Here is a 21,052-nt window from a genome sequence, read left to right as displayed (position 1 = left end):
GGCTCCCTGTCGCCGAAAGGTTGCGGTCCGTTCCGTGGACAGAGCCCGCCAGGGATCGTCAGGGGTTGGACCCGGCGCGCTTCCCCCGCGATTCTTACCCGTCCCGTCCCCGCAATCAGCAAGCCGCCAAAAACCCTGCCGTGCCCAAGCGTTCGTCCGGTCCCAACGGTAGCATTCTGCCTTCGAGACCCTCGGATTCTGGGTCTGAAGGTCCCGGCCGCTTCTCCAAGTCCCTCGCGTTAGCCCAAAGTGCTCCTACGAACTTGCAGCAGGCACCCAAGCGACGTACATCGTGCTACGGAAGGAGATTGGCACCATGGCCTCCACCAACACGACCCATAGTGAGCGCATTAACTTGCGGCTCAGCCAAACCGCGAAGCGGCAGATCGAACACGCCGCCTCCGTTGAGGGCAAGACCGTGAGCGCCTTCATCGTGTCCAGCGCCCTCGAAACCGCCGAGAAGACTATCGAAAGGCATGAGACCGTGGCGCTCGCTCGCGAGGACGCGACGCGCTTCTTCGATGCCCTCGCCGATCCACCACCGCCCAACGACCGGCTCATCGCCGCTCTGGAGGAGCACGCCCGGCGCGTCGTTTCGCGTTGACCGGTCCCGATACTCCGATCATCGGGCCGCTGGAAAGACGGCACGACCGGACGGCTTTTTCCTGCGGCCTTCTCGAACTGGACCGCTACCTGGCACGGCAGGCGGGACAGGATCTCCGGCGCCGGATCGCGAGGGTCTTCGTCTGCACCTCCGGCGATGCCGACGTCGTGCTCGGCTTCTATACGTTGAGCGCGGTGTCGGTCGATCTGTCCTCGCTTCCCGAAGAGCTCTCGCGCAAGCTGCCGCGTCACCCGGTGCCCTGCGCTCTGGTCGGCCGGCTGGCGGTGGATCGGTCGGCGCAGGGGCAGGGGCTGGGACGCATGCTGCTCGCCGATGCGATGAAGCGCGTTGTCGCGGTCGGCGAAACCGCGGCGATGCATGCCTTGGTCGTAGATGCCGCGAACGACGACGCGAAGCGATTCTACGAAGGATTCGGCTTCGTCCCGCTTACCGACGGTCGGATGCGCCTGTTCCTACCGCTCGGGCAGGCCGCCTTGCGAGGCTCGAAAGTATGAGTGAGCGCGACTTGGCCACGAACTGCCCGGCGCAACGCCAGTCGCACTGAGCTTTTTCATTGGCTGTGGACGGGTTAGATCTCAAGCTTTTGCCCCATTCGCGCTGTGTTCCACTACATCCCTGACCGATGGAACAGACCTTTAGACGCACAGTTTCACCAACTCGAGGAAAATCTAATGAATGGCGAGAAAGCGACTCTCACCCACGAAGGACGCCAAGCGGTACGCAGTTACATGCTGCAACTCGTAGCCGTCCCGGCCGTTCTCGCCACAATCGGTTCTTTCGCGCTCGGCTACTTCGTAAACGAAATCGCCACGAAGAGCGCGTATCTAGATGCTTATGACAAGTACACTAGGGCCGTTGAGGATAGCCGTGGTAGGCTCACCAACCTTGTCGTGGATGCAACTCATGGAACAAAGGAGGTCGAGCGCCTAAAAGAAGTTTCCGTGGCTGAGATGAAGAGTCTGCGGAACATACTCGATCAGGCCAGAAAAATGCACGGAGATATGGAAATGATCCACGCAAACGCGAAGGTTGTCTACTCGGCTGACGCGTTCGCAAGCTTGGGTTCACAGGCGTTCGAGGCGCTGGCGCAGGACGACAATTTCGTGAGCGCGGTCACGAAAGAAACGAACGTCGAGCTAAGAAACCTCTCCGCAGCCTTGAGGCACGCAGGCGACGATTGGGGGCCTGTAAGAGGCCAGCGCGGCTACGGCTTTAAACCATGGAAGCACACGGACAGGTCGGTCAGCTGCTCAAACGGCTCCTACGTGACAGGCATAAAGGTCCGGTACAGCGGCACCTGCCTGAACCAATGTGACGCAGACGGAGGAATTGTGCGGGAGATACTACTCACCTGCCATTCCGTTTTCGACTGACTAGGCACCTCCGCCGATTTCTCCTACGACTTGGCGGCGAGAAACCGGCTACCACCGAATGTAGGATTCGACACCGAACCGATTCGACCCCAGCCGTTTCCGCTAGCTCATGGCGGTGATCCGCTGGCAAAATTCGCCACGCCGTGCCAGCTCTTCTGTTCGGGTTCGGCCCTCGCTCCGAATATGATCGATGCTTAACTGCGGGATATAATGTAGAGATTCAAGACAAATTGCCGGTGCGCTGAAACCCGTGCGGTGTGTATATCCCGTGCCGGCATGCTAATGACAAGGCTCCTTCCTGTGGATCCTCGACATCGCGCCATTCGCCCTTGTCTTGGATCTGAAGCTTAAGGGAAGCTCCGCTTGGGAAATTATGGCTCTCGGACCACGACGTTACGCGCTCCATCACTTCAACTTGAACATCTTGGTTTGGATGCGGAGGATGCATGGTCACATGACCGAAAAACGCGGTATCGGTGGTCATAACGGAATGGTGACTAAGCAAATTGACGGCCCTCTGCGTCCACTTCAAAGCATCGTCGAGCGCCATCTGTGGATCAGGCTTGCGCCTGTTACTTGCAGGATTCTGCACATGCTGAATTTGATTCACGAAGTTCCATGCTGTGAGCCATTGTTCCTGCGTGAGCGCATCAGAATCCTGGACTGTCGGAGCGATTTTGATGTAGGGTCCACCCCTATCCGGATTGGGAGATGGGTAGAACTTCGGGTCCACCATCTTGACTAGCTCGCTGGCCTTCTTGTTTTGCCATCGGCGTGCCGAGACCCTTTTCCCGTAGACTGGTATTTGGATCTCCAGGCACCCGTATACGATCCGTTCCAAGATTCGCTTGAGGCAAGGAACAATGTCGTCAAGGCGGTCCTCTGTGGACATCTGCGATGTGGCTACCTGGACGATCTTTCTCACATCCCGCTTGGTTCTGGCGAGGGTTCTGGCGTAAGAATGAAATTCGCGTCGGATCCCTCGTTTGGCAGCCATTTACCTCTCCTTCCTCCCAATTTCGCAACCCCGGCTCGGCCCTTGCGCACGGTAGGCTCGCATCGCTGGAGTTTCTGCTGGCGATCTGGCGATCATCTGGCTACATGGGACCGTTCGGCACTGTCAATCCGAGTCAGCTTGCTTGTTGCCGACAGAGAGGAGTTTGCGCTCTTGATAAGGCTGGCGGGGCCTCAGACGCCTCCGGTTCTGGGCCAACCTCATTGCGGCATTTATGGGTCCTGGTGCATGGCTGCGTGATAAGCAGTGCCCCGGCGGCCCGGTTGCCGAATCTGGTGCTGCAAGCTATTGTGACTACATTGGTGCGGGAGGAAGTCATGCGAACGGTACAGCTGCGCGAGGCCAAAGCCACGCTGTCGGCCCTGGTGGAAAGTGTTGCCAAGGGCGACACCGCTGTCATCACCCGTCGCGGACAACCCAGGGCGGTCCTTGTTGGCCTCGACGAATGGAATCGCCTTAGCCAGATCCCATCGTTCGGCCGCCTCCTCGCTGCCTCGGGGCTTGAAGAGGGCGATGTCCTACCGCGCGACACGAGCCCGGTGCGCGACGCCGAACTGTAGGGCCCGCCTTGTATCTGGTGGACACGAATGTCCTCTCGATGGGCGCTCCCGGCCGGCGCGAAGGCGCGGCCGCCCTGGCCGATTGGCTGGACGTGCGTTCCGACGAGCTGTTCCTGTCGACCGTCACGGTGACCGAAATCGCCGACGGCATTGCCAAGCTGAGACGAATCGGCGCCCTCGCGCGGGCCGATCACCTCGACGACTGGCTCGATGTGGTTCTCCATCTTTACGGGGACAGGGTGATACCGTTCGACGTTCCCGCGGCCCGCCACGCCGGCCTGCTCATGGACCGGGCGCGCGCCACCGGTCAGGCGCCGGGCTTTGCCGACCTCGCTATAGCGGCGACGGCGGGTGTCCACGAGCTTACGGTTCTTACCCGGAACATCCGGCACTTCGCACCGCTCGACATCCGCGTGATCGATCCGTTCGAGTCGCTGCCCGATTGATCCGGACGGCCGACTATCCCGGATGCTTCGCAAGCAGGTCTCCATTTCGGCATCCCGTGGCCGCGGGCATTTCCCGCGAACTGGACGACCTGCATTCCACACCGTATAGGGGTCCGTCCATGCGTCAGCTCGCGCACGGCGTCTCGCGCAATGAGGTTTCAAGGTGGGTTCGGCCGGGTAGGCGGGGCGGACACGACCCGCCTACCCGGCCATGGGTTTTCGGTTTTCGCGAGGTCCGAAAATGGCAATTCAGCGTCTCGTGCCGCCAAGGGCCGTCCTGATATCGAAAAAATCTGCATTCGTTTTGATGACGGATGCGTATTAGGACCGAAGTAAATGTATATTAACATTTTGAGAATAAATGAGAAATTCGGATATTCAAAAGACTTGATCCGGGGTCAGCGGCGGACCTTTTGGGGCTTGCTCGGGTTCGACGATTGGCCCTCGCCCTTGCGGAGCAGGACGAAGCCGTCCTCGTCGTTGCTGAGCAGGCCCTTGCCGGGCCGCACGTCGCCATAGACCCAGGGTTTCTCCTTCGGCTCCTGGCCGGACTGCGTCATCCGCTGCCACCAGGACCGGGATTTGCCCTCCGCCTTCTCCTTCTCCCCGCCTGCCCCGGATGTCGCTCCGGGGCGTGCCCCGGACTTCGATCCGGGGTCCACCGTGGCGGCCTGCCGGTCCGCCGCGGAGCCTTGCTTCGCGGACGGGGCCATGCAGGCACTTGCCGTAAGGGCGAGGCCGGCAGCCAGAACGAGCGGCAAGCCCCGGACCGGAATCCGGGGCAAGCCGCCCGCGCTGGAGAAGGAGATGGGACGCACTCTGGCCGCTCCCGTTACGCCGCTATCCGCCTAGAACTTGACGCGGACGCCGACGACGAAGTTGAACACGCCCTTGCGGTCGATTTCGCAGGTCGAGCCCGAGGCGCCATTGACATAAGCAGGGGAGTCGGCCGTCGAACCGGTGCCTTCCATGTAGCACGGGTTCGCCTTCGCCACCACGCGATCCGTCGGATTGTTGTCGGCGTCGCCAAGGGTGGCAGCAGCGTTCGCAGTCGCCGCTTCGGCAGCGCTCACCGTGTGGGTCAGAGAGCCGCTGTCGTAGGACACGCCGGCATAGACGTCAGCCGCCGCCGCGTCGACCTTCTGGACGACCGCGGCCCAGTACTGCTGGGCTTTGCCGTGCATGCCGTCGCTCGAGCGGTTGTAGCCGATGCCGATGGACGTCCCGCCGGCGTCGTTGATCTTGCCAGACCAGCCGCCGGAAACGCCCCACTGGCTGTTCTTGAAGCCAGCGACCGTGGAGCCCATCGCGCCGTCCTCGCCGTCCGTATCGTAATGGGCGTTGACGTTGAAGCCCGACGAATGCTTGACGCCGCCGGAAACAGCCCAGGCCGACTTGTCGCCCTTGGCCATCCCGTCTTTATCCTTGTACCCGTCCGGGTTCTTGCGGTAGCCGGCGGCGAACAGGACCGTGAAGTCCTTCGTGCCCGGAGGCTTGCCGGCATAGCTCAGGCCGACCGACCAGCCCTTGTTCTCGCCGTAGGACACGCTGGCCCGGGCGCCCATCAGGCTCGGCGTGTCGTAGCGGATGCGGTTTTCGCGCGCGCCGAAGAAGTTGAACGGCCGGAAGCCGCGCGGCTTGCCGCGCACGTCCACCGTCGATATGGTTCCGGCCGCGCCTGCCGGGGTGTCGGCTGCGCTGCCGCCCGTAGCGTTGAGGACCTTGACACTGGCGTCGGCCAGGGTGCCGTCGGTGCCGTTGGCGCCGGCGAAGCCGTAGACGAAGCTGACGCCGGTCAGCTCATACAGGCCGGACGCGTCGCCGGCGATCGAGCCGTGGCCCATCGAGAGCTTGCCGATTTCCTTGTGGTCGAGCCACAGGTCGACATGGCGGGCGCGGACGCGGGTGTTGGCGACGCCGGGCCCGATCTCCTCGCCGGTGCCCGAGCGGCGGTTCTCCTGCCATTCGAGCTCGTGCAGGGCGCCGACGGACAGGTTCGCGTTGGCCTTGCCGGCCGCCCGGATGCCGATGCGCGAGGACGAGCCGTCATTGTCGACGCTCGTGATCTCGGTGTTGTCGCCCGTGTTGGCGAAACGGATCGCCCGGTTGACCTGGCCGTAGATCGTGACCTTCACGCGGCTGTTGCCCGACTGGATATTCTTGTCGGCGGGTTTAGCCATCATGGCCGATTTCATCTGGTTCTTGAGGAGCGTGACCGCAGGAATTGCCGGGCGGTTTCCGGCCGGTCCGGGGGTGCAAGGCCCGGAAAACCGGCAATTTCGCCCGCCGCACCCGCCGGGCGCCGCACCGTACAAGCCGGCTGGCAAACAATTGGCAAACGCCGCAGCACGGCCGGAACAGGACTTTGCCTCGCCCTGCCCGTCATTTCGACCGGAGCGGCGCAGCCGCGTAGCGGAGAAATCTTTCCGGAACAATGCTTGGGACCAAGCTTCGCAGGTGAAAGATTTCTCCGCTCCGCCCCGGATGAATCCGGGGCTCCGGTCGAAATGACGGATAAAGGGACCGGCTCCGGCCGCCGATGGAACTCCAACCGACGCACGCCCGCCGCGCCGGCAGCGAACGATTGGCAAAAGAACTTATGGCGCTGCCGCTAATCGTAAAAATTTATTTATATATTTATTTACGAAAGCGCCGGCCGGCACCGGCCCGAATCCCCCCTCCCCTTGAATTCCTCTACGAAAAGGGCCAGGCCGCCGCGAAGTTGTCCTTCCCCCTCTTCAGAGGGGGAAGTGGCCGAGCGCAGCGAGGTCGATGGGGGTGTCCGCGCACCTGTAAGGCCGTGCCTGACGCTACCGCACCCCCACCTGGCCTCCCCCTCTGAAGAGGGGGAGGAATAGCGGCGCGGACGTGCGCGGCATTTCGCAGGGGAATCCAAGGGGAGGGGGGAAGGGTCCCGGGATTACGCGAATGTCCTTTGGGTTCAAGGGGATTCTGCTATACTTGCGGCCCGGTGCGGCGCCCCCTGTCCGCCGGGCCGCCGCAGGCCGGTTTCCCTTCAAATTCGGGGTCCGATTCCGGGTCCGATTCGGGGGCCTGATCCGGGGCCGCACAAGACCAGAAAGCGTTGGCCGCATCCCATGAAGATATCGATCGAACGCGCCGCCCTGCTCCGCTCGCTGGCCCATGTCCAGAGCGTGGTCGAGCGGCGCAACGCCATTCCCATCCTGTCCAACGTGCTCATCGAGGCGAGCGGCGCGACCCTGCGGCTCAACACCACCGACATGGACATCTCGATCGTCGAGGGGACCGAGGCGGCGGTGGCCGTCGCCGGGGCGACGACGACGCCGGTGCACACGCTGCACGATATCGTGCGCAAGCTGCCCGACGGCGCCCAGGTCGAGCTGGCGCTCGAGGACGACGGGGGCCGCCTGGCGCTGCGCGCCGGCCGCTCCAGCTTCCGGCTGAGCTGCCTGCCGCGTGAGGATTTTCCCGCGCTGGAGGGCGAGGGCCTGCCCCACGAGTTCGCCATGAGCGCGGCCGACCTGCGCACGGTGATCGAGCGCACCCGCTTCGCCATCTCGACCGAGGAGACCCGCTACTATCTCAACGGCATCTACTGGCACGCCAAGGAGGAGAACGGCGTCCAGCTGCTGCGCGCCGTGGCGACCGACGGCCACCGGCTGGCCCGGCTGGAAATGCCCCTGCCGGAGGGCGCGGCGGGCATGCCCGGCGTGATCGTGCCGCGCAAGACGGTGAACGAGCTGCACCGCCTGATCGCCGAGGCCGAGGCGTCGGTCCAGATCGGCCTGTCGGAGAACAAGATCCGCTTTTCCTTCGGCGATATCGAGCTGACCTCCAAGCTGATCGACGGCACCTTCCCGGACTACGAGCGGGTGATCCCGGTCGGCAACGACCGGGCGATGACCGTGGCGACGAAGCTGTTCCGGGAGGCGGTCGACCGGGTCTCGACGATCTCCACGGAGAAGTCGCGCGCGGTCAAGCTCATGCTCGGCCCCGGACCGTCGGGGGGCAATCTCACCCTCCAGGCGACCAGCCCGGACGCCGGCAGCGCCACCGAGGAGCTGGAGGTCGCCTATGCCGACGAGAGCATGGAGATCGGCTTCAACGCCCGCTACCTGCTCGACATCGCGACCCAGATCGAGGGCGAGGAGCTGAAATTCGAGCTGGCCGACAGCGGCTCCCCCACCGTGATCCGCGACCTCGCCGACGAAGCCTCCCTCTACGTCCTGATGCCGATGCGGGTCTGAAACCCCTGCCCGATCGAATGGACCAGACAGTCCGGGTGCAAGCACCGCCGCCTTATCCCTCCCCCTCTTCAGAGGGGGAGGTCAGGTGGGGGTGCAGTAGCGTCGCGCACGCACTGCCTGACGGCCATTCCGGCTCGCACGACACGGCACCCCCATCCCCTTCGCTGCGCTCAGGGACTTCCCCCTCTGAAGAGGGGGAAGAATCGATTTCGTCCGACCATTTACTATCACCCCATCCGCCGGCCTTCGCGGTGCGGCGGGTGGGGCTGACGGCGTTCCGGTCGTGGCGCAGCGTGCGGCTTGAGGTGCCGGCGCGCAGCGTCGTGCTCACCGGGCCGAACGGCGCGGGCAAGACCAACCTGCTGGAGGCGCTCTCCCTGCTCGCGCCGGGCCGCGGCCTGCGCCGGGCGCGCATGGCCGCGCTGCAGACCCGCGGCGAGGCGGCGGCCCCCGAAACGGACCGGTCAGAACCCAGCCGGCCCGAATCGCCCTGGGCGGTCAGCGCCCGGCTCGATACGCCGGACGGGCCGCGCCGGGTCGGCACGGGACTCGATCCGGCTTTAGACCCCGCCGCCAATCCCGAAAGCGCGCCCGGCCGGCGCATCCTGCGCATCGACGGCATCCCGGCGAAGGGGCAGGGCGATCTTGCGGCGCTGGGCGCCGTCTCGTGGCTGACGCCGGAGATGGACGGGCTGTTCACCGGCCCGGCCGGCGAGCGCCGCCGCTTCCTCGACCGGCTGGTCGCCGGTTTCCTGCCGGGCCACGCCGCCCATGTCGCGGCCTACGGGAAGGCGATGCGGGAGCGCAACCGCCTGCTCCGGGAGCCCGGCGCCGAGGCGGCCTGGCTCGATGCGCTGGAGGCCGGGATGGCCGAGCGGGGCGTCGCGGTCGCGGTCGCGCGCGCCGATTTCACCGCCCGGCTGGCCGCGGCCTGCGCCGGGCGGGTTTCGGCCTTCCCCGCGCCGGATCTGGCGCTCGCGGGTGCGCCGGACGGCGCGGACCACGCCTTCGCCGCCAACGGCGCGGCGCTGCCGGCCGAGGATGCGCTCCGGGCGCGGCTCCGGGCGTCGCGCGCTGCCGATGCCGAAGCCGGCCGGGCGCTCGCCGGGCCGCACCGGGCCGATCTCGACGTGCGCCTGGCCGCTTCCGCCAGCGGACGGGGCAGGCCCGCGGCGGACTGCTCGACCGGCGAGCAGAAGGCGCTGCTGATCGCCCTGGTGCTGGCCGCCACCCGGCTCCAGGCGGTCGAGCGCGGCGCCGCGCCGATTCTGCTGCTCGACGAGGTCGCCGCCCATCTCGACCGGGAGCGCCGCGCCGCCCTGTTCGACGAGATCGAGGGGCTGGGCGCCCAGGCCTGGATGACCGGAACGGACGCCGCCCTGTTCGACGCGCTGCGCGGCCGCGCCTGTTTCGTCACCGCCGGCAACGGCGCGCTCGCCGTCGCCGACCGGCCGGACGCGGCGGCATGAACGACCGCAACACCCAGGCGGCCCTCGAACCCGGCCCGCCCGAACCGGGATCCCGGGCCGTCGAACCCGGCGAAGACTACGACGCCGACTCGATCAAGGTGCTGCGCGGGCTGGACGCGGTGCGCAAGCGGCCGGGTATGTATATCGGCGATACCGACGACGGCTCCGGCCTGCACCACATGGTCTACGAGGTCGTCGACAACGCGATCGACGAGGCGCTCGCCGGCCATTGCGACACCATCCTGGTGACGCTGAACGGCGAGGGCTCGGTGACCGTGAGCGACAACGGCCGCGGCATCCCGACCGAACAGCATCCCGAGGAGGGGGTCAGCGCCGCCCAGGTCATCATGACCCAGCTCCATGCCGGCGGGAAATTCGACCAGAACTCCTACAAGGTCTCGGGCGGGCTGCACGGCGTCGGCGTGTCGGTGGTCAACGCGCTCTCCGCGCGGCTCGACCTGCGCATCTGGCGCGGCGGCAGCGAACACGCCATGACCTTCCGCCACGGCGAGCCGGAGGGCGAACTGGCGGCGGTCGGCGGCAGCGCAGGCCGCACCGGCACGGAAGTCACTTTCCTGCCGTCGACCGGAACCTTCGGCATGACGGAATTCGATTTCGGCACGCTGGAGCACCGGCTGCGCGAACTGGCCTTCCTGAATTCCGGCGTGCGGCTGACGCTGACCGACAACCGCCATGTCGAGCAGCGCGCGGTCGACCTGCACTATGAGGGCGGGATCGACGCCTTCGTGCAGTATCTCGACCGCAACAAGACGGCGCTGCACCCGGCGCCGGTCTCGATCGCCGGGGAGCGCGACGGCATCGGCATCGAGGTCTCGCTGCAGTGGAACGATTCCTACCACGAGACCACCCTCTGCTTTACCAACAACATCCCGCAGGCCGACGGCGGCGCCCATCTCGCCGGCTTCCGGGCGGCGCTGACCCGCCAGATCAACGGCTACGCCAACGAAAGCGGGATCGCGAAGAAGGAAAAGGTGGCGCTGACCGGGGACGACGCCCGGGAGGGGCTGACCTGCGTGCTGTCGGTCAAGGTGCCGGACCCGAAATTCTCGTCCCAGACCAAGGACAAGCTGGTGTCGTCGGAGGTCCGCCCGGCGGTCGAGAGCTTCGTCAACGAGCGGCTGTCGCAGTGGCTGGAGGAGAACCCGGCGGACGCGCGGCGGGTCATCCAGAAGATCGTCGAGGCCGCGGTGGCGCGTGAGGCGGCGCGCAAGGCCCGCGAGCTGACCCGGCGCAAGGGCGCTTTCGACATGGGCTCCCTGCCCGGCAAGCTGGCCGATTGCCAGGAGCGCGATCCCGAACGCTCGGAGCTGTTCATCGTCGAGGGCGATTCGGCCGGCGGCTCGGCCAAGCAGGGCCGCGACCGGCGCTTCCAGGCGATCCTGCCCCTGCGCGGCAAGATCCTGAACGTCGAGCGGGCGCGCATCGACAAGATGCTGTCATCCCAGGAGATCGGCACCCTGGTCGCCGCGCTCGGCACCGGCATCGGCCGCGACGAGTTCGACATCGAGAAGCTGCGCTACCACAAGATCGTCCTGATGACGGATGCCGACGTCGACGGCTCCCACATCCGCACCCTGCTGCTGACCTTCTTCTACCGGCAGATGCCGGAGATTATCGAGCGCGGCCACCTGTTCATCGCCCAGTCGCCGCTCTACAAGGCCAAGCGCGGCCGGTCGGAGGTCTATCTGAAGGACGACCGGGCGCTCGACGCCTTCCTGATCGACACTGCGCTGGACGCCGCCGCCCTCGAACTGCACGACGGCAACGCCCTCGCCGGCCCGGACCTGCGCCAGCGGGTCGAGCAGGCGCGGCGCATCAAGACCCTGATCCAGCCCCTGCTGCGCCATGTCACGGAGGCCGACATTCTGGAGCAGGTGGCGATCGCCGGCGCGCTCAACCCGGATATCGTGGACGATCCGGAACGGGCCGGCGAAGCGGCGGCCTATGTCGCGCACCGGCTGGACGCGCTGGCGCCGGAGCACGAGCGCGGCTGGGACGGCACGGTCGCCGACGAGGGCGGGCTCGTGTTCCGGCGCACGGTGCGCGACGTCGCCGAGACCCACCGGCTCGCGCCGTCCCTGCTGCGCAGCGCCGAAGCGCGGCGGATCGACGAAGAGGCCGGCCGGCTGCAGGCGCTCTACACCCATCACGCCACCTTCCGCGCGAAGGACGTGGCGCACCGGATCACCGGGCCGATCGCCCTGTTCGACGCCGTCGTGGCGACCGCGCGCAAGGGCATGTCGATCCAGCGCTACAAGGGCCTGGGCGAGATGAACCCGGACCAGCTCTGGGAGACCACGCTGGACCCGGACGCCCGCACCCTGCTCCAGGTCCGGGTCGAGCATGTCGACGAGGCCGGCAAGCTGTTCGAGACCCTGATGGGCGACGTGGTCGAGCCGCGCCGCGCCTTCATCCAGAGCCATGCGCTGGAGGTCGCCAATCTCGATGTGTGATCCCTGCTGCAGCCGGGCGCGGGTCGGCGTGCGATGAAGGCGATCCCGCCGGAGGAGCGCCTGATCCTGGCGCTCGACGTGCCGACCGCAGACGAGGCGCGGGCCATCGTCGCGGGCCTCGGCGACACGGTGCGCTTCTACAAGATCGGCCTGGAGCTGATGACGGGCGGCGAGTACTTCGCCCTGCTCGACTGGCTGACCGCGCGGGAGAAGAAGGTCTTCGCCGATCTCAAATTCTTCGATATCCCGGCGACCGTCGCCGGCGCGGTGCGCAACCTGTCGGGCCGCGGCGCCACCTTCTGCACCGTGCACGGCAACGATGCCATGATGGAAGCAGCGGTCGAAGCGTCGGACGCGGCCGGCGACGGGCCCGGCATCCTCGCGGTCACGGTGCTGACCAGTCTCGACCGGGGCGACATGGACGATCTCGGCTTCGAGGCGGATATCGGCCGGGTCGTGCTGTCCCGGGCGAAGCGGGCGCTCGCGCTGGGCTGCGCCGGCGTCGTCTCGTCCGGGCTGGAGGTCAAGGCGCTGCGCGAAGCGGTCGGCGACGAGCTGATCGCGGTCTGCCCCGGCATCCGGCCGGGCCTCAACAGGCCGGCGGACGACCAGAAACGATCGGTCGATATCGAGGAGGCGTTCGACCTCGGCGCCGACTATCTGGTGATCGGCCGCCCGATCCGCAGCGCGCCGGACCCGGCGGCCGCAGCGGCGGCGATCCAGGAGCGTATCGCGGCCTGCTTCGCCTGAGCGGCCGGACATTCACGGGAATCGTGAAATTCCCGGCGAAATTCAGCGCAATTCGTCTTGGGGATCGGGCGGAATATCCGGCGCTTTCTCCAGAAAATGCGTGAGCCCGCCTGCGGTCGCACCTGTCGCCCGGCCCCTAAGAAAGGGAGTTATATACGAAAGTGCCATAGACGCTTGACGCGCTAGATGTAGCGACCATCTCTGCCCCAGCCCCAAAATGCGTGACGCCGCGCTTGCCAGAGCGCGGCGTTCACAGTGGGGTCAGTCCTGCATGAAACAGGGCGAAACTTGATGGATCAATCGCACCGGGGAAATAGGACGATTCCCCTGAACCGTCAAGTGCGCCCTCCGCATGAAGGAGGTGACCGCAATGACGGTGACTCAACAGCCCGAACCTGTCCGCCTTTCCGCCCGCACCTCTATCACCGGACTCGGCGGCACCGCTGCACTTGCCGAAGCTGTCCGCGCCGCGCGACGGGATCGGCAGGCGATACTGGAAGCCGGGCGGCGCGCCTTGGAGGGACAGCGCAAGCTGACAGCCGAGGCGAAGCGCGCTGTAGCGGCAGCGACCTACGAAATGGCGCGGTTCCCGCAAGAGATGGTCCGCGTCCCGGCCAAGCCGAAAGCCGCGCCGGAACCGGAATCGCAGAAGGAATTTCGGGAGCGGATGGCCGAACGCCATCTGTGGTACGTCTAGGCGTCCGGGTCCGTCACGATCCGCACGGGCCGCAACACGGCGCGCGCCAAATCTTCCGGCGTGCCTTCCAGTTTGAACGTCTCTTCCATTTCGGCTTTCGTCGGCTGGTAGCGGTTTGACCGCAGCCGAACCTCGACCGGTTCCGACAACTGCATCGGCGGCGGGATGACCGGCTTTTTCCGCTTCGGTTTCGGCTTGCGCTTGCGCTTTGCGGTCATGTCCTGATTCCTTCCGCCTTGAGTCTGGCGACGAACTCCTCCTGCGAGCGCGCGCCCTTCATGGAGTTGCACGCCGCGCACAGCAGTTGGAGATTGTCGAAATTGTCCTGCCCGCCCTTGGCCCGCGGCACGACGTGATCCACCGTCATGTTGCGGAACGGGAACAGCACGCGGCAGCCCGCGCAGATGCCTTCCTGCCGCCCGAACAGCGTGTGCTTGTGCGTTCGATAGTTCGGCAGGTCGCCGAGGTCCGTCCGGGCCGGCACGTCTTCCCGATGGTGCACGTCGTCGAACAGCGGGCCTCTGTCGTCCCGGAGGCGCTTCAGGACCAGCCGGGCCGCCAGCGGCGACAGGTCGATCCCGGCCCATTCCCGGTCGAGCCTGTCGGCGGCTACCAGCGCCGTAGCGCAGCCGCAAAACGGGTCAAGCACCATGTCGCCCGGATTGCTACTGGCCCGGATGATCCGATCGAGTAGGGCAAGCGGCTTCTGCGTCGGATAGCCGACGCGCTCTTTTGCTCGCGGATTGATCGGCGATATGTCAGCCCAGAAATCGGCCACTGTCTGGCCGGGCATTTCGTCAAGATAGCGTTTCAGCTGCGGAACCTTGCTCTTGGTGTAAATCCGCCCTTCCGCGTCCAACGCACGCATCTTGTCTTCTGTCATCCGCCACGCTTTCGTGACGCCGTGGAACTCATAGACCGGGCCGCGGTCGCCCGGCGGATTGAGGTTGTCAAGCCGATAGCGGCGACCGTCTCCATCGTCATGCGTGAATTTGGCCGCGATGTATTCGGCGGAATACGGCACGCGGACAGGATTGAAGGCGCAGTCATCGCTTGCCGCGTAGAACAGAATCCGATCCGTGATCGCGCCGAATCGCTTGGCGTCGGCATGGAAATTGAAGCGTTTCCACGCGACTTCGTTTCGGAAGTTCCCCCCCCCCAAGATCGAGTCCATGAGCATCTTGAGATAGTGCGAGGCCGTGGGGTCGCAGTGCAGATAGATGCTTCCGGTCGGCTTGAGCAGCCGCTTCATTTCCAGAAGCCGCACTGCCATCATGATCAGGTAGGACTTCATGCCCTTGCCGTGCGCGACGCCGGCGGCGTCAATGATGGCGTACAGCGCGGGCGCCCGGTCGGCTATCTCGCCGTGCCAGGCTTGGTCAACGTCCGAAAGCGTCCAGGTATCCTTGAACGCCGCCCCGGCGGCTTCCGAGCCTATCGGCGCGGCATAGTCCCGGTTGCTGTTGAACGGCGGATCGAGGTACAGCAGGTCCACCGACTCGCTGTTCATCCCTCGCATTATATCGAGGTTATCGCCGGTCCAGAGCGTCCGGTTGCGCCAGTTGGCGGACATCGGCCCGCGCCCCTAGGCGATCAGTTCGCGATACCGGAGCCTTTTGCCGACCCCGCCCGCGGCGATGGCCGACATCATGTCGATTGTGTCGAGGTCGCGCAGATTGTGGCGGGTCGCGAACTCGCCAACGTACCGGGGCAGATGCTTGGGCGAAAAGTGGTGGAACACGCCGTCATGGCTGCGGCTGATCGTGGCCCAGAAGGACTCCAGCCCATTCGTGCTCGCCATGCCCTTGACGTATTCCCCGGCGCTGTGGCGGACGGTTTCATGCGTCCGGTTCGGCAGCCCGCGATAGGCGATCGCCTCATCCGTGTAGACGGTCGAGCCTTCCGCCGTGTGCTCGGTCACGAAGCGGTGCAGCGTCTCCCGGCGGGTGTCGGGAACGACCTGCGCCTTGACCTTGCCCGTGGCCCGGTCCCGCAGCCCGGCGACCGGAACCTTGCCGACAGTGCCGCGGCCCGCGTTCAGCTTCTTGGCGGCGTGCTTGTTGCCTTCCTTGCCGCCGGCATAGAATTCATCCGCCTCGGTCGGCCCGGCGAACAGCGGCTTGCCGCTTTCCATGGCCTTGCGCAGCCGATGGGACAGGAACCACGCTGATTTCTGCGTGATTTCCAGATCCCGGTGCAGCTTCATGGACGAAACGCCTTTCAGGTTCACCATGGCCAGATAGATGGCGATGGCCCAAGTCTGATAGCCGAGTTTCGAGCCTTCCATGATGTTTCCGGTTTTCAGGCTGAACCGCGGCTTGCCCTCGCAGTCCCGGCAGCGATGCGTCATGGTCTTGTGCTTGATACCGGACTGCACGTTGAAGCTCCCGCACTTGGGGCAGTACGGGCCCTGCGGCCAGATGAGCGACTCGAACCACTTGCGGGCCGCGTCGTCATTCGGGAACATCCGCATGAGCTTGACCAGGCTGATGCCTTCGCGGTCGCTCTTTCCAGGTGCTGTGTGGGCCATCGTCTATCCTCTCTCTTGGCACTCTGATATAGTCATTTTCGGGAGAGGATTCAAGCAGAAAATGGCACTTTCGTATATAATTCCCCTAAGAAAGTCCTCTGCCGTCTCGACCGCCCCGATTTTTTGAGCAACCGCCGAGACGATCCACTGATTGAGAGAGACGCCGTCCTGCCGGGCGAGGCGCATCGCCGTGTCCTTGAGCGACACGGGCAGTTGCAGGGGAAATCTGGAGCGCGGTTTTCCGGTCACGGTGTCAACCTTCATCCTACCAATCCGGGAGCAGCATAAAATTCCGGGCGCGACACCTCGGGAAGATCGAAAGAAAACGGCCCGGCGCTGGGGCCGGGCCGTCTTGTGCGTCAGCGATGCCGCCGGGCTATTCGCGGTTGCCGAACAGCATCAGCAGCATCAGGAACAGGTTGACGAAGTCGAGATAGAGCTGCAGCGCGCCCATGATCGCCTTGCGGGTCATCACGGCGGTGCCGTCGGCCGCGGCGTACATCGACTTGATGCGCTGGGTGTCGTAGGCGGTCAGGCCGACGAAGACCAGCACGCCGATCACCGAAATGGCGAAATGCAGCGCCGGGCTCGCCAGGAAGATGTTGACCACCATCGCGATGATGATGCCGATCAGGCCCATCATCAGGAAGGAGCCCCATCGCGTCAGGTCGCGCTTGGTCGTGTAGCCGTAGAGGCTCATGGCGCCGAAGGTGGCGGCGGTCATGAAGAAGACCTTGGCGATGCTCATCGTCGTGTAGACGGCCACGATGGGCGCCAGCGCCAGCCCCATCAGGCCGGCATAGACCCAGAACAGCGTCTGCGCCGTGTTCGGGTCCATACTGTGCAGCCGCGAGGCGAACACCCAGACGAACAGCAGCGGCGCGAACAGTGCGATCCAGCCGAGGATCGTCAGCTGGGTCGCGAGGCCGTAGTTCGTCTGGACCGTGGCGAAGAACAGACTGGAGATCGCCGGGACGTTGATCACGGCGAAGGCCACGGCGCCGGTCAACACGAGGCCGACGACCATATAGTTGTAGACCTTGAGCATGTATGCCCGCAGGCCTTCGTCGAACGCAGCAGCGGTCGCGGCGCCGCTGGCAAAACCACCCTGGTAACGCGGATCCATGGTTCCGGATGTCCCTTGATTGAGTAAATTGAAACCCGAACGCTATTTTGGCGTCCGGGCGCGAAAAATCAATGGGCTTCGCCCGCACATGCCCGCCGTTTCCCCCCGATCCGGCAGGTCATTCCCCCTTTATTCGTTGCGCAGCAGGGCCGCCGGCTTCTGGCGCATCGCCCGCCAGGTGCCGACGAAGCCGAACAGCAGCATGACGCCGAGGCAGAGCAGGGCGGTGCCGATCGCCGTACCGGGCAGGAGGGTCCAGGGCGAACGCATCGCCAGGGTCAGCACCGCCCATGCCACGATCGTGCCGAGAACGGCGGCGATCGCCGCGGTGACGAGGCCGAGCAGGCCGTATTCCAGCAGAAAGGCGCGCAGCACCCGGCCGCGGGTTGCGCCCAGCACCTTGAGCACCACCGCGTCGTAGACCCGCCGCCGGTGCCCCGCCGCAATCGCGCCGGCGAGCACCAGCAGGCCGGCGAGCAGGGTCACCGTCGCGGTCGAGCGCAGGGCGACGCCGATGGTCTCGAGAATGCCGGCCGCCGATTCGAGCGCGTCGCGCACCCGCACGCCGGAGACGTTGGGCAGCGCATTGTTGACCGCCGCCAGCAGGCGCATCTCGGCCTCCGGTTTGGCATAGACCGCCGCGATATGGCTGTGCGGCGCGGATTCGAGCGTGCCGGGCGCGAAGATGACCGTGAAGTTCATGCCGACCGTGCGCCACTGCACCCGGCGCAGGTTGGCGATCGTCGCCGTAATCTCCCGGCCGAGCACGTTGAAGGTGATCGTGTCGCCGACCGCCAGGCCCATGCCCTGCGCCAGCTCGACATCGAACGAGACCTGCGGCGGGCCGCGATAGTCCGCCGGCCACCAGTCCCCGGCGACCAGCCGGGAGCCTTCCGGCATCGCCGCGGCATAGGTCAGGCCGCGCTCGCTGCGCGTCGCCCAGCGCGCATCCGGATGGACCGCCGCCTCGGCGGCCGGCACGCCGTTCAGCTTGACGATGCGCGCGCGCACCATCGGCATGCGCGTCGTCCGGGTGGCGCCACCGCTCCCGTCGACCGCCGCGTCGAAGCGCGCTGCCTGGTGGGGCAGGATGTCGATGAAGAAGAAGGCGGGCGCCCGATCCGGCATCTGGCGGCGCACCTGGTCCATCAGGTTGCCCTGGATCAGCGCGATGGCGACGAGCACGGTTGCGCCCAGCCCGAGGGACAGGATGACGCTGGCCGTGGGCGCGCCGGGCCGGTGGATGTTGGCCAGCGCCAGGCGCAAATTCGGCCCGCGCCGGACCCCGCGCGCCGGGTCGGAAAGCCGCGCCGCGCCGCGCGCGACCAGCCAGGCCAGGCCGCGGAACAGCAGGAAGGCGCCAGCGCAGCCGCCGATGAAGATCGTGGCGATGACCGGGTCCGCCGCGGTGAGCAGCGCCAGCCCCGCCAGCGCGGCGACCAATAGCCCGGTCGCCGCGATATAGACCGTTTTCGGCCGGCCTTCGACAGCCGCGACCGTCTGCCGGAACAGCATGGCGGGCGGCACCTCGCGCGCCCGGGCGAGCGACCAGAGCGAGAAGGCGAGCGCGGTGAGCAGGCCGAACAGGGCCGCGACTGCCAGCGGCGCGGGATAGAGGCCGAGGCGCAATGTGACCGGAAAGACGCTCTCGACGAGGCCGGCCAGCGCCGCCGGCAGGATCGCGCCCGCGACGAGGCCGAGGGCGATGCCGGCGAGCGCCAGCACGAGCACCTGGATCAGGTAGGTGAGGAAGACGATGCGCGCCGAGGCGCCGAGGCACTTGAAAGTGGCGATGGTCGCGATGCGGCCGTCCAGCCAGGCGCGCACGCCGTTGGCGACGCCGAGCCCGCCGACCAGCAGGGCCGTGAGCCCGACCAGGGTCAGGTAGAGCGCGATCCGCGCCAGGAAGCGCTGCGCCGCCGGCGTCGCCTCGCCGAGCGAGCGGACCCGCCACCCCGCCTTCGGCAGCGCGGTCTTCAACCGGTCGGCGAAGGCCGCGGCGTCCGCGCCCGGCGGCAGTTTCAGCCGGTAATGGAAATAGATCAGGCTGCCGTGCCGCACGAGGCCGGTCGCCTGGAGGCCCGCGCGGCTGACCAGGATGCGCGGGCCGAGGGTGAACAGGCGGGTGCCACGGTCCGGCTCGCCGGTCAGCAGGCCGCGGATCTCGAACGACTGCCCGCCGATGCGCAGCCGGTCGCCAACCGCGACGTCGAGGCGGACCGGCAGGGCCGGATCGACCAGCGCGCCGTAAACGCCGTTTCGCGCCGCCAGCAGCGCGGCGAGCCGGTCGCGGCCCACCGGCTTGCCATCGACGGCGGCGCTGCCGTAGAGCGGCCACAATCCGTCGACGCCTTTCAATTCCACCAGGACCCGCCGGCGTTGCGCCGGATCGCCGCCGGTCGTGCCCCCGGTCGTATACGCCATCGCGCGCAGGTCGGCGGCCTCCGAGACCGTTGCGTTGCGCCGGAGCCAGGCCCGTTCCGCCGGGCTCGCCTCGCGGTGGATCAGCCGCACCGCAACGTCGCCGCCGAGAATCTTCTGCGCGTCGGCGCGCAGGCCCTCGCGCACCGCCATGCCGAGCGAGCCGATACCGGCGATCGCGGCGACGCCCAGCGCAAGGCAGGCCAGAAAGATGCGGAAGCCGCGCACGCCGCCGCGCAGTTCCCGGCGCGCCAGCCGGGCGGCGATGCCGAGATCGCCGGCGAGGCTGCTCATTCGGCGGCTTCGGCGGGCGCCAATCCCGAATCGGCACCCCGATCGGTCCCCCGATCGATCCCGGAATCGGCGATCCGGCCGTCGGCCATGCGCACGATGCGGCTGCAGCGCCCGGCCAGCCCGGTTTCGTGGGTGATCAGCAGCAATGTCAGGTCCAGCTCGTCGCGCAGGCGGAACAGCAGGTCCATGACCGCGCCGCCGGTCTCGCCGTCGAGATTGCCGGTCGGTTCGTCGGCCAGGATCAGCCGCGGCCGCGCCGCGCAGGCCCGGGCGAGCGCGACGCGCTGCTGCTCGCCGCCGGAAAGCTGGGACGGATAGTGGGTCAGCCGGTGGTCGAGGCCGACCTGGGCGAGGCCGTCCGCCGCCAGGTCGAAGGCGTCCGCACGGCCGGCGAATTCGAGCGGCATGGCGACGTTTTCCAGCGCCGTCATGGTCGGCACCAGATGGAAATTCTGGAAGACGATGCCGATAGTGTCCCGGCGGAACAGGGCGAGCGCGTCCTCGTCCATCGCCGCCAGCTCCTGCCCGGCGACGGCGACCGTGCCCGCGCTGGGCCGCTCCAGCCCGGCCAGCACCATCATCAGGGTCGACTTGCCCGATCCCGACGGGCCGACCAGCGCCGCCGCCTCCCCGGCCGCGAGCGACAGATCGATGCCGCGCAGGATATGCACCTCCCCGGCCAGGCTGGGCAGGCGCAGGTGAATGTCGGAGAGTTCGATCATGGGCGGTCCGGGAAGTTCTGCCGGTTGAACGCGCCGGCCGCGGGATTCCGGCATGGATTCCTGTCGGGGATTCCTGTCATGGATACCTGTCATGGATTCCGGGCGTGCCGGTCCCCAGATAGGGGTATCCCACGAACCGGCCCGGCCCGAAACAGGATCCCGGGCCGGCGAACCGCGAGACGTCCGCCATGCCATATGTGCCCGCCCGCCGCCGGATCAACCGCTGCGGCTCCCCTCCCGTTGGAAGAGGATGCTCCGATCCGATTCTTCCCCCTCTTCAGAGGATTCCTCTGCAAAAGGCCGGTAGGGAGGGATCTGGCG

21 protein-coding genes are annotated in these 21,052 nt (G+C 66.6%); 11 read left to right on the top strand and 10 right to left on the bottom strand.

What is annotated here, in order from left to right; translation table 11 throughout:
* Positions 1-316: 316 nt before the first annotated feature.
* The 3 genes from OXM58_07400 (at position 317) to OXM58_07390 (ending at position 1,998) form a co-directional block, all read left to right on the top strand.
* A complete protein-coding gene (locus OXM58_07400) occupies positions 317-604 on the top strand; it encodes a DUF1778 domain-containing protein (protein MDE0148182.1) in 288 nt (95 codons plus the stop codon).
* Entirely contained in the window at positions 601-1,119 is a 519-nt protein-coding gene (locus OXM58_07395) for a GNAT family N-acetyltransferase (protein MDE0148181.1), read from the top strand. The genes OXM58_07400 and OXM58_07395 overlap by 4 nt, the downstream gene beginning before the upstream one ends.
* Before the next feature lie 177 nt (positions 1,120-1,296).
* Positions 1,297-1,998, top strand: coding sequence for a hypothetical protein (locus OXM58_07390; GenBank protein ID MDE0148180.1), 702 nt, complete (start codon positions 1,297-1,299; stop codon positions 1,996-1,998).
* A 220-nt stretch (positions 1,999-2,218) separates the two neighbouring features.
* Here the strand turns inward: OXM58_07390 and OXM58_07385 are convergent, their stop codons facing one another.
* Positions 2,219-2,995, bottom strand: coding sequence for a hypothetical protein (locus OXM58_07385; GenBank protein MDE0148179.1), 777 nt, complete (start codon positions 2,993-2,995; stop codon positions 2,219-2,221).
* 335 nt (positions 2,996-3,330) lie between these two features.
* On the opposite strand from OXM58_07385, the gene OXM58_07380 reads away from it, so the two are divergent.
* A complete protein-coding gene (locus OXM58_07380; GenBank protein ID MDE0148178.1) occupies positions 3,331-3,573 on the top strand; it encodes a type II toxin-antitoxin system Phd/YefM family antitoxin in 243 nt (80 codons plus the stop codon).
* 17 nt (positions 3,574-3,590) lie between these two features.
* Positions 3,591-4,019, top strand: coding sequence for a type II toxin-antitoxin system VapC family toxin (locus OXM58_07375; protein ID MDE0148177.1), 429 nt, complete (start codon positions 3,591-3,593; stop codon positions 4,017-4,019).
* A 398-nt stretch (positions 4,020-4,417) separates the two neighbouring features.
* Here OXM58_07375 and OXM58_07370 read toward each other — a convergent pair whose 3' ends face one another.
* Together OXM58_07370 and OXM58_07365 are read right to left on the bottom strand one after the other, a co-directional pair.
* Positions 4,418-4,579 carry a hypothetical protein gene (locus OXM58_07370; GenBank protein ID MDE0148176.1) on the bottom strand — a complete coding sequence of 54 codons (162 nt, stop codon included), beginning with the start codon at positions 4,577-4,579 and terminating at the stop codon, positions 4,418-4,420.
* Positions 4,580-4,867: 288 nt separating this feature from the next.
* Positions 4,868-6,202 carry a hypothetical protein gene (locus OXM58_07365; protein ID MDE0148175.1) on the bottom strand — a complete coding sequence of 445 codons (1,335 nt, stop codon included), beginning with the start codon at positions 6,200-6,202 and terminating at the stop codon, positions 4,868-4,870.
* Here OXM58_07365 and OXM58_07360 point away from each other — a divergent pair.
* From OXM58_07360 to OXM58_07335, 6 genes are all read left to right on the top strand, one after another.
* Entirely contained in the window at positions 6,201-6,530 is a 330-nt protein-coding gene (locus OXM58_07360; protein ID MDE0148174.1) for a hypothetical protein, read from the top strand. The two genes, OXM58_07365 and OXM58_07360, sit on opposite strands and share 2 nt — an antisense overlap.
* A 587-nt stretch (positions 6,531-7,117) precedes the next feature.
* Positions 7,118-8,248, top strand: a complete 1,131-nt coding sequence (gene dnaN / locus OXM58_07355) for a DNA polymerase III subunit beta (GenBank protein ID MDE0148173.1) — start codon at positions 7,118-7,120, stop codon at positions 8,246-8,248.
* 251 nt (positions 8,249-8,499) lie between these two features.
* A complete protein-coding gene (gene recF, locus OXM58_07350) occupies positions 8,500-9,717 on the top strand; it encodes a DNA replication/repair protein RecF (GenBank protein MDE0148172.1) in 1,218 nt (405 codons plus the stop codon).
* Positions 9,714-12,191 carry a DNA topoisomerase (ATP-hydrolyzing) subunit B gene (gyrB, locus tag OXM58_07345; protein ID MDE0148171.1) on the top strand — a complete coding sequence of 826 codons (2,478 nt, stop codon included), beginning with the start codon at positions 9,714-9,716 and terminating at the stop codon, positions 12,189-12,191. The genes recF and gyrB overlap by 4 nt, the downstream gene beginning before the upstream one ends.
* A 33-nt stretch (positions 12,192-12,224) precedes the next feature.
* Entirely contained in the window at positions 12,225-12,941 is a 717-nt protein-coding gene (gene pyrF / locus OXM58_07340) for an orotidine-5'-phosphate decarboxylase (GenBank protein MDE0148170.1), read from the top strand.
* A gap of 370 nt (positions 12,942-13,311) precedes the next feature.
* Entirely contained in the window at positions 13,312-13,638 is a 327-nt protein-coding gene (locus tag OXM58_07335) for a hypothetical protein (protein MDE0148169.1), read from the top strand.
* Here OXM58_07335 and OXM58_07330 read toward each other — a convergent pair.
* The 7 genes from OXM58_07330 to OXM58_07300 all read right to left on the bottom strand — a co-directional run bounded on the left by OXM58_07330 (position 13,635) and on the right by OXM58_07300 (position 20,731).
* Complete coding sequence (locus OXM58_07330) at positions 13,635-13,856, bottom strand: hypothetical protein (GenBank protein ID MDE0148168.1); 222 nt, start codon at positions 13,854-13,856, stop codon at positions 13,635-13,637. The two genes, OXM58_07335 and OXM58_07330, sit on opposite strands and share 4 nt — an antisense overlap.
* Entirely contained in the window at positions 13,853-15,211 is a 1,359-nt protein-coding gene (locus OXM58_07325) for a DNA methyltransferase (protein ID MDE0148167.1), read from the bottom strand. The genes OXM58_07330 and OXM58_07325 overlap by 4 nt, the downstream gene beginning before the upstream one ends.
* A gap of 12 nt (positions 15,212-15,223) precedes the next feature.
* Positions 15,224-16,168: an IS1595 family transposase gene (locus tag OXM58_07320; GenBank protein MDE0148166.1), complete on the bottom strand. Its 945-nt coding sequence runs from the start codon at positions 16,166-16,168 to the stop codon at positions 15,224-15,226.
* 3 nt (positions 16,169-16,171) lie between these two features.
* Entirely contained in the window at positions 16,172-16,417 is a 246-nt protein-coding gene (locus OXM58_07315) for a hypothetical protein (protein ID MDE0148165.1), read from the bottom strand.
* Between the two features lie 127 nt (positions 16,418-16,544).
* Positions 16,545-17,294 (bottom strand): Bax inhibitor-1/YccA family protein, encoded by a 750-nt coding sequence (locus OXM58_07310; protein ID MDE0148164.1) that lies wholly within the window; start codon positions 17,292-17,294, stop codon positions 16,545-16,547.
* 129 nt (positions 17,295-17,423) lie between these two features.
* The gene (locus tag OXM58_07305; protein ID MDE0148163.1) at positions 17,424-20,009 is read right to left on the bottom strand and encodes an ABC transporter permease; all 2,586 of its coding nucleotides are present in this window, start codon (positions 20,007-20,009) and stop codon (positions 17,424-17,426) included.
* The gene (locus tag OXM58_07300) at positions 20,006-20,731 is read right to left on the bottom strand and encodes an ABC transporter ATP-binding protein (protein MDE0148162.1); all 726 of its coding nucleotides are present in this window, start codon (positions 20,729-20,731) and stop codon (positions 20,006-20,008) included. Before OXM58_07300 ends, OXM58_07305 begins: the two co-directional genes overlap by 4 nt.
* Between the last annotated feature and the right edge of the window lie 321 nt (positions 20,732-21,052).

The organism is Rhodospirillaceae bacterium, assembly GCA_028819475.1.
Classification (GTDB): Bacteria; Pseudomonadota; Alphaproteobacteria; order Bin65; family Bin65; genus Bin65.
Note: the sequence above shows the minus strand (reverse complement) of the source record. Positions and strands in the feature narration are given on the sequence as shown.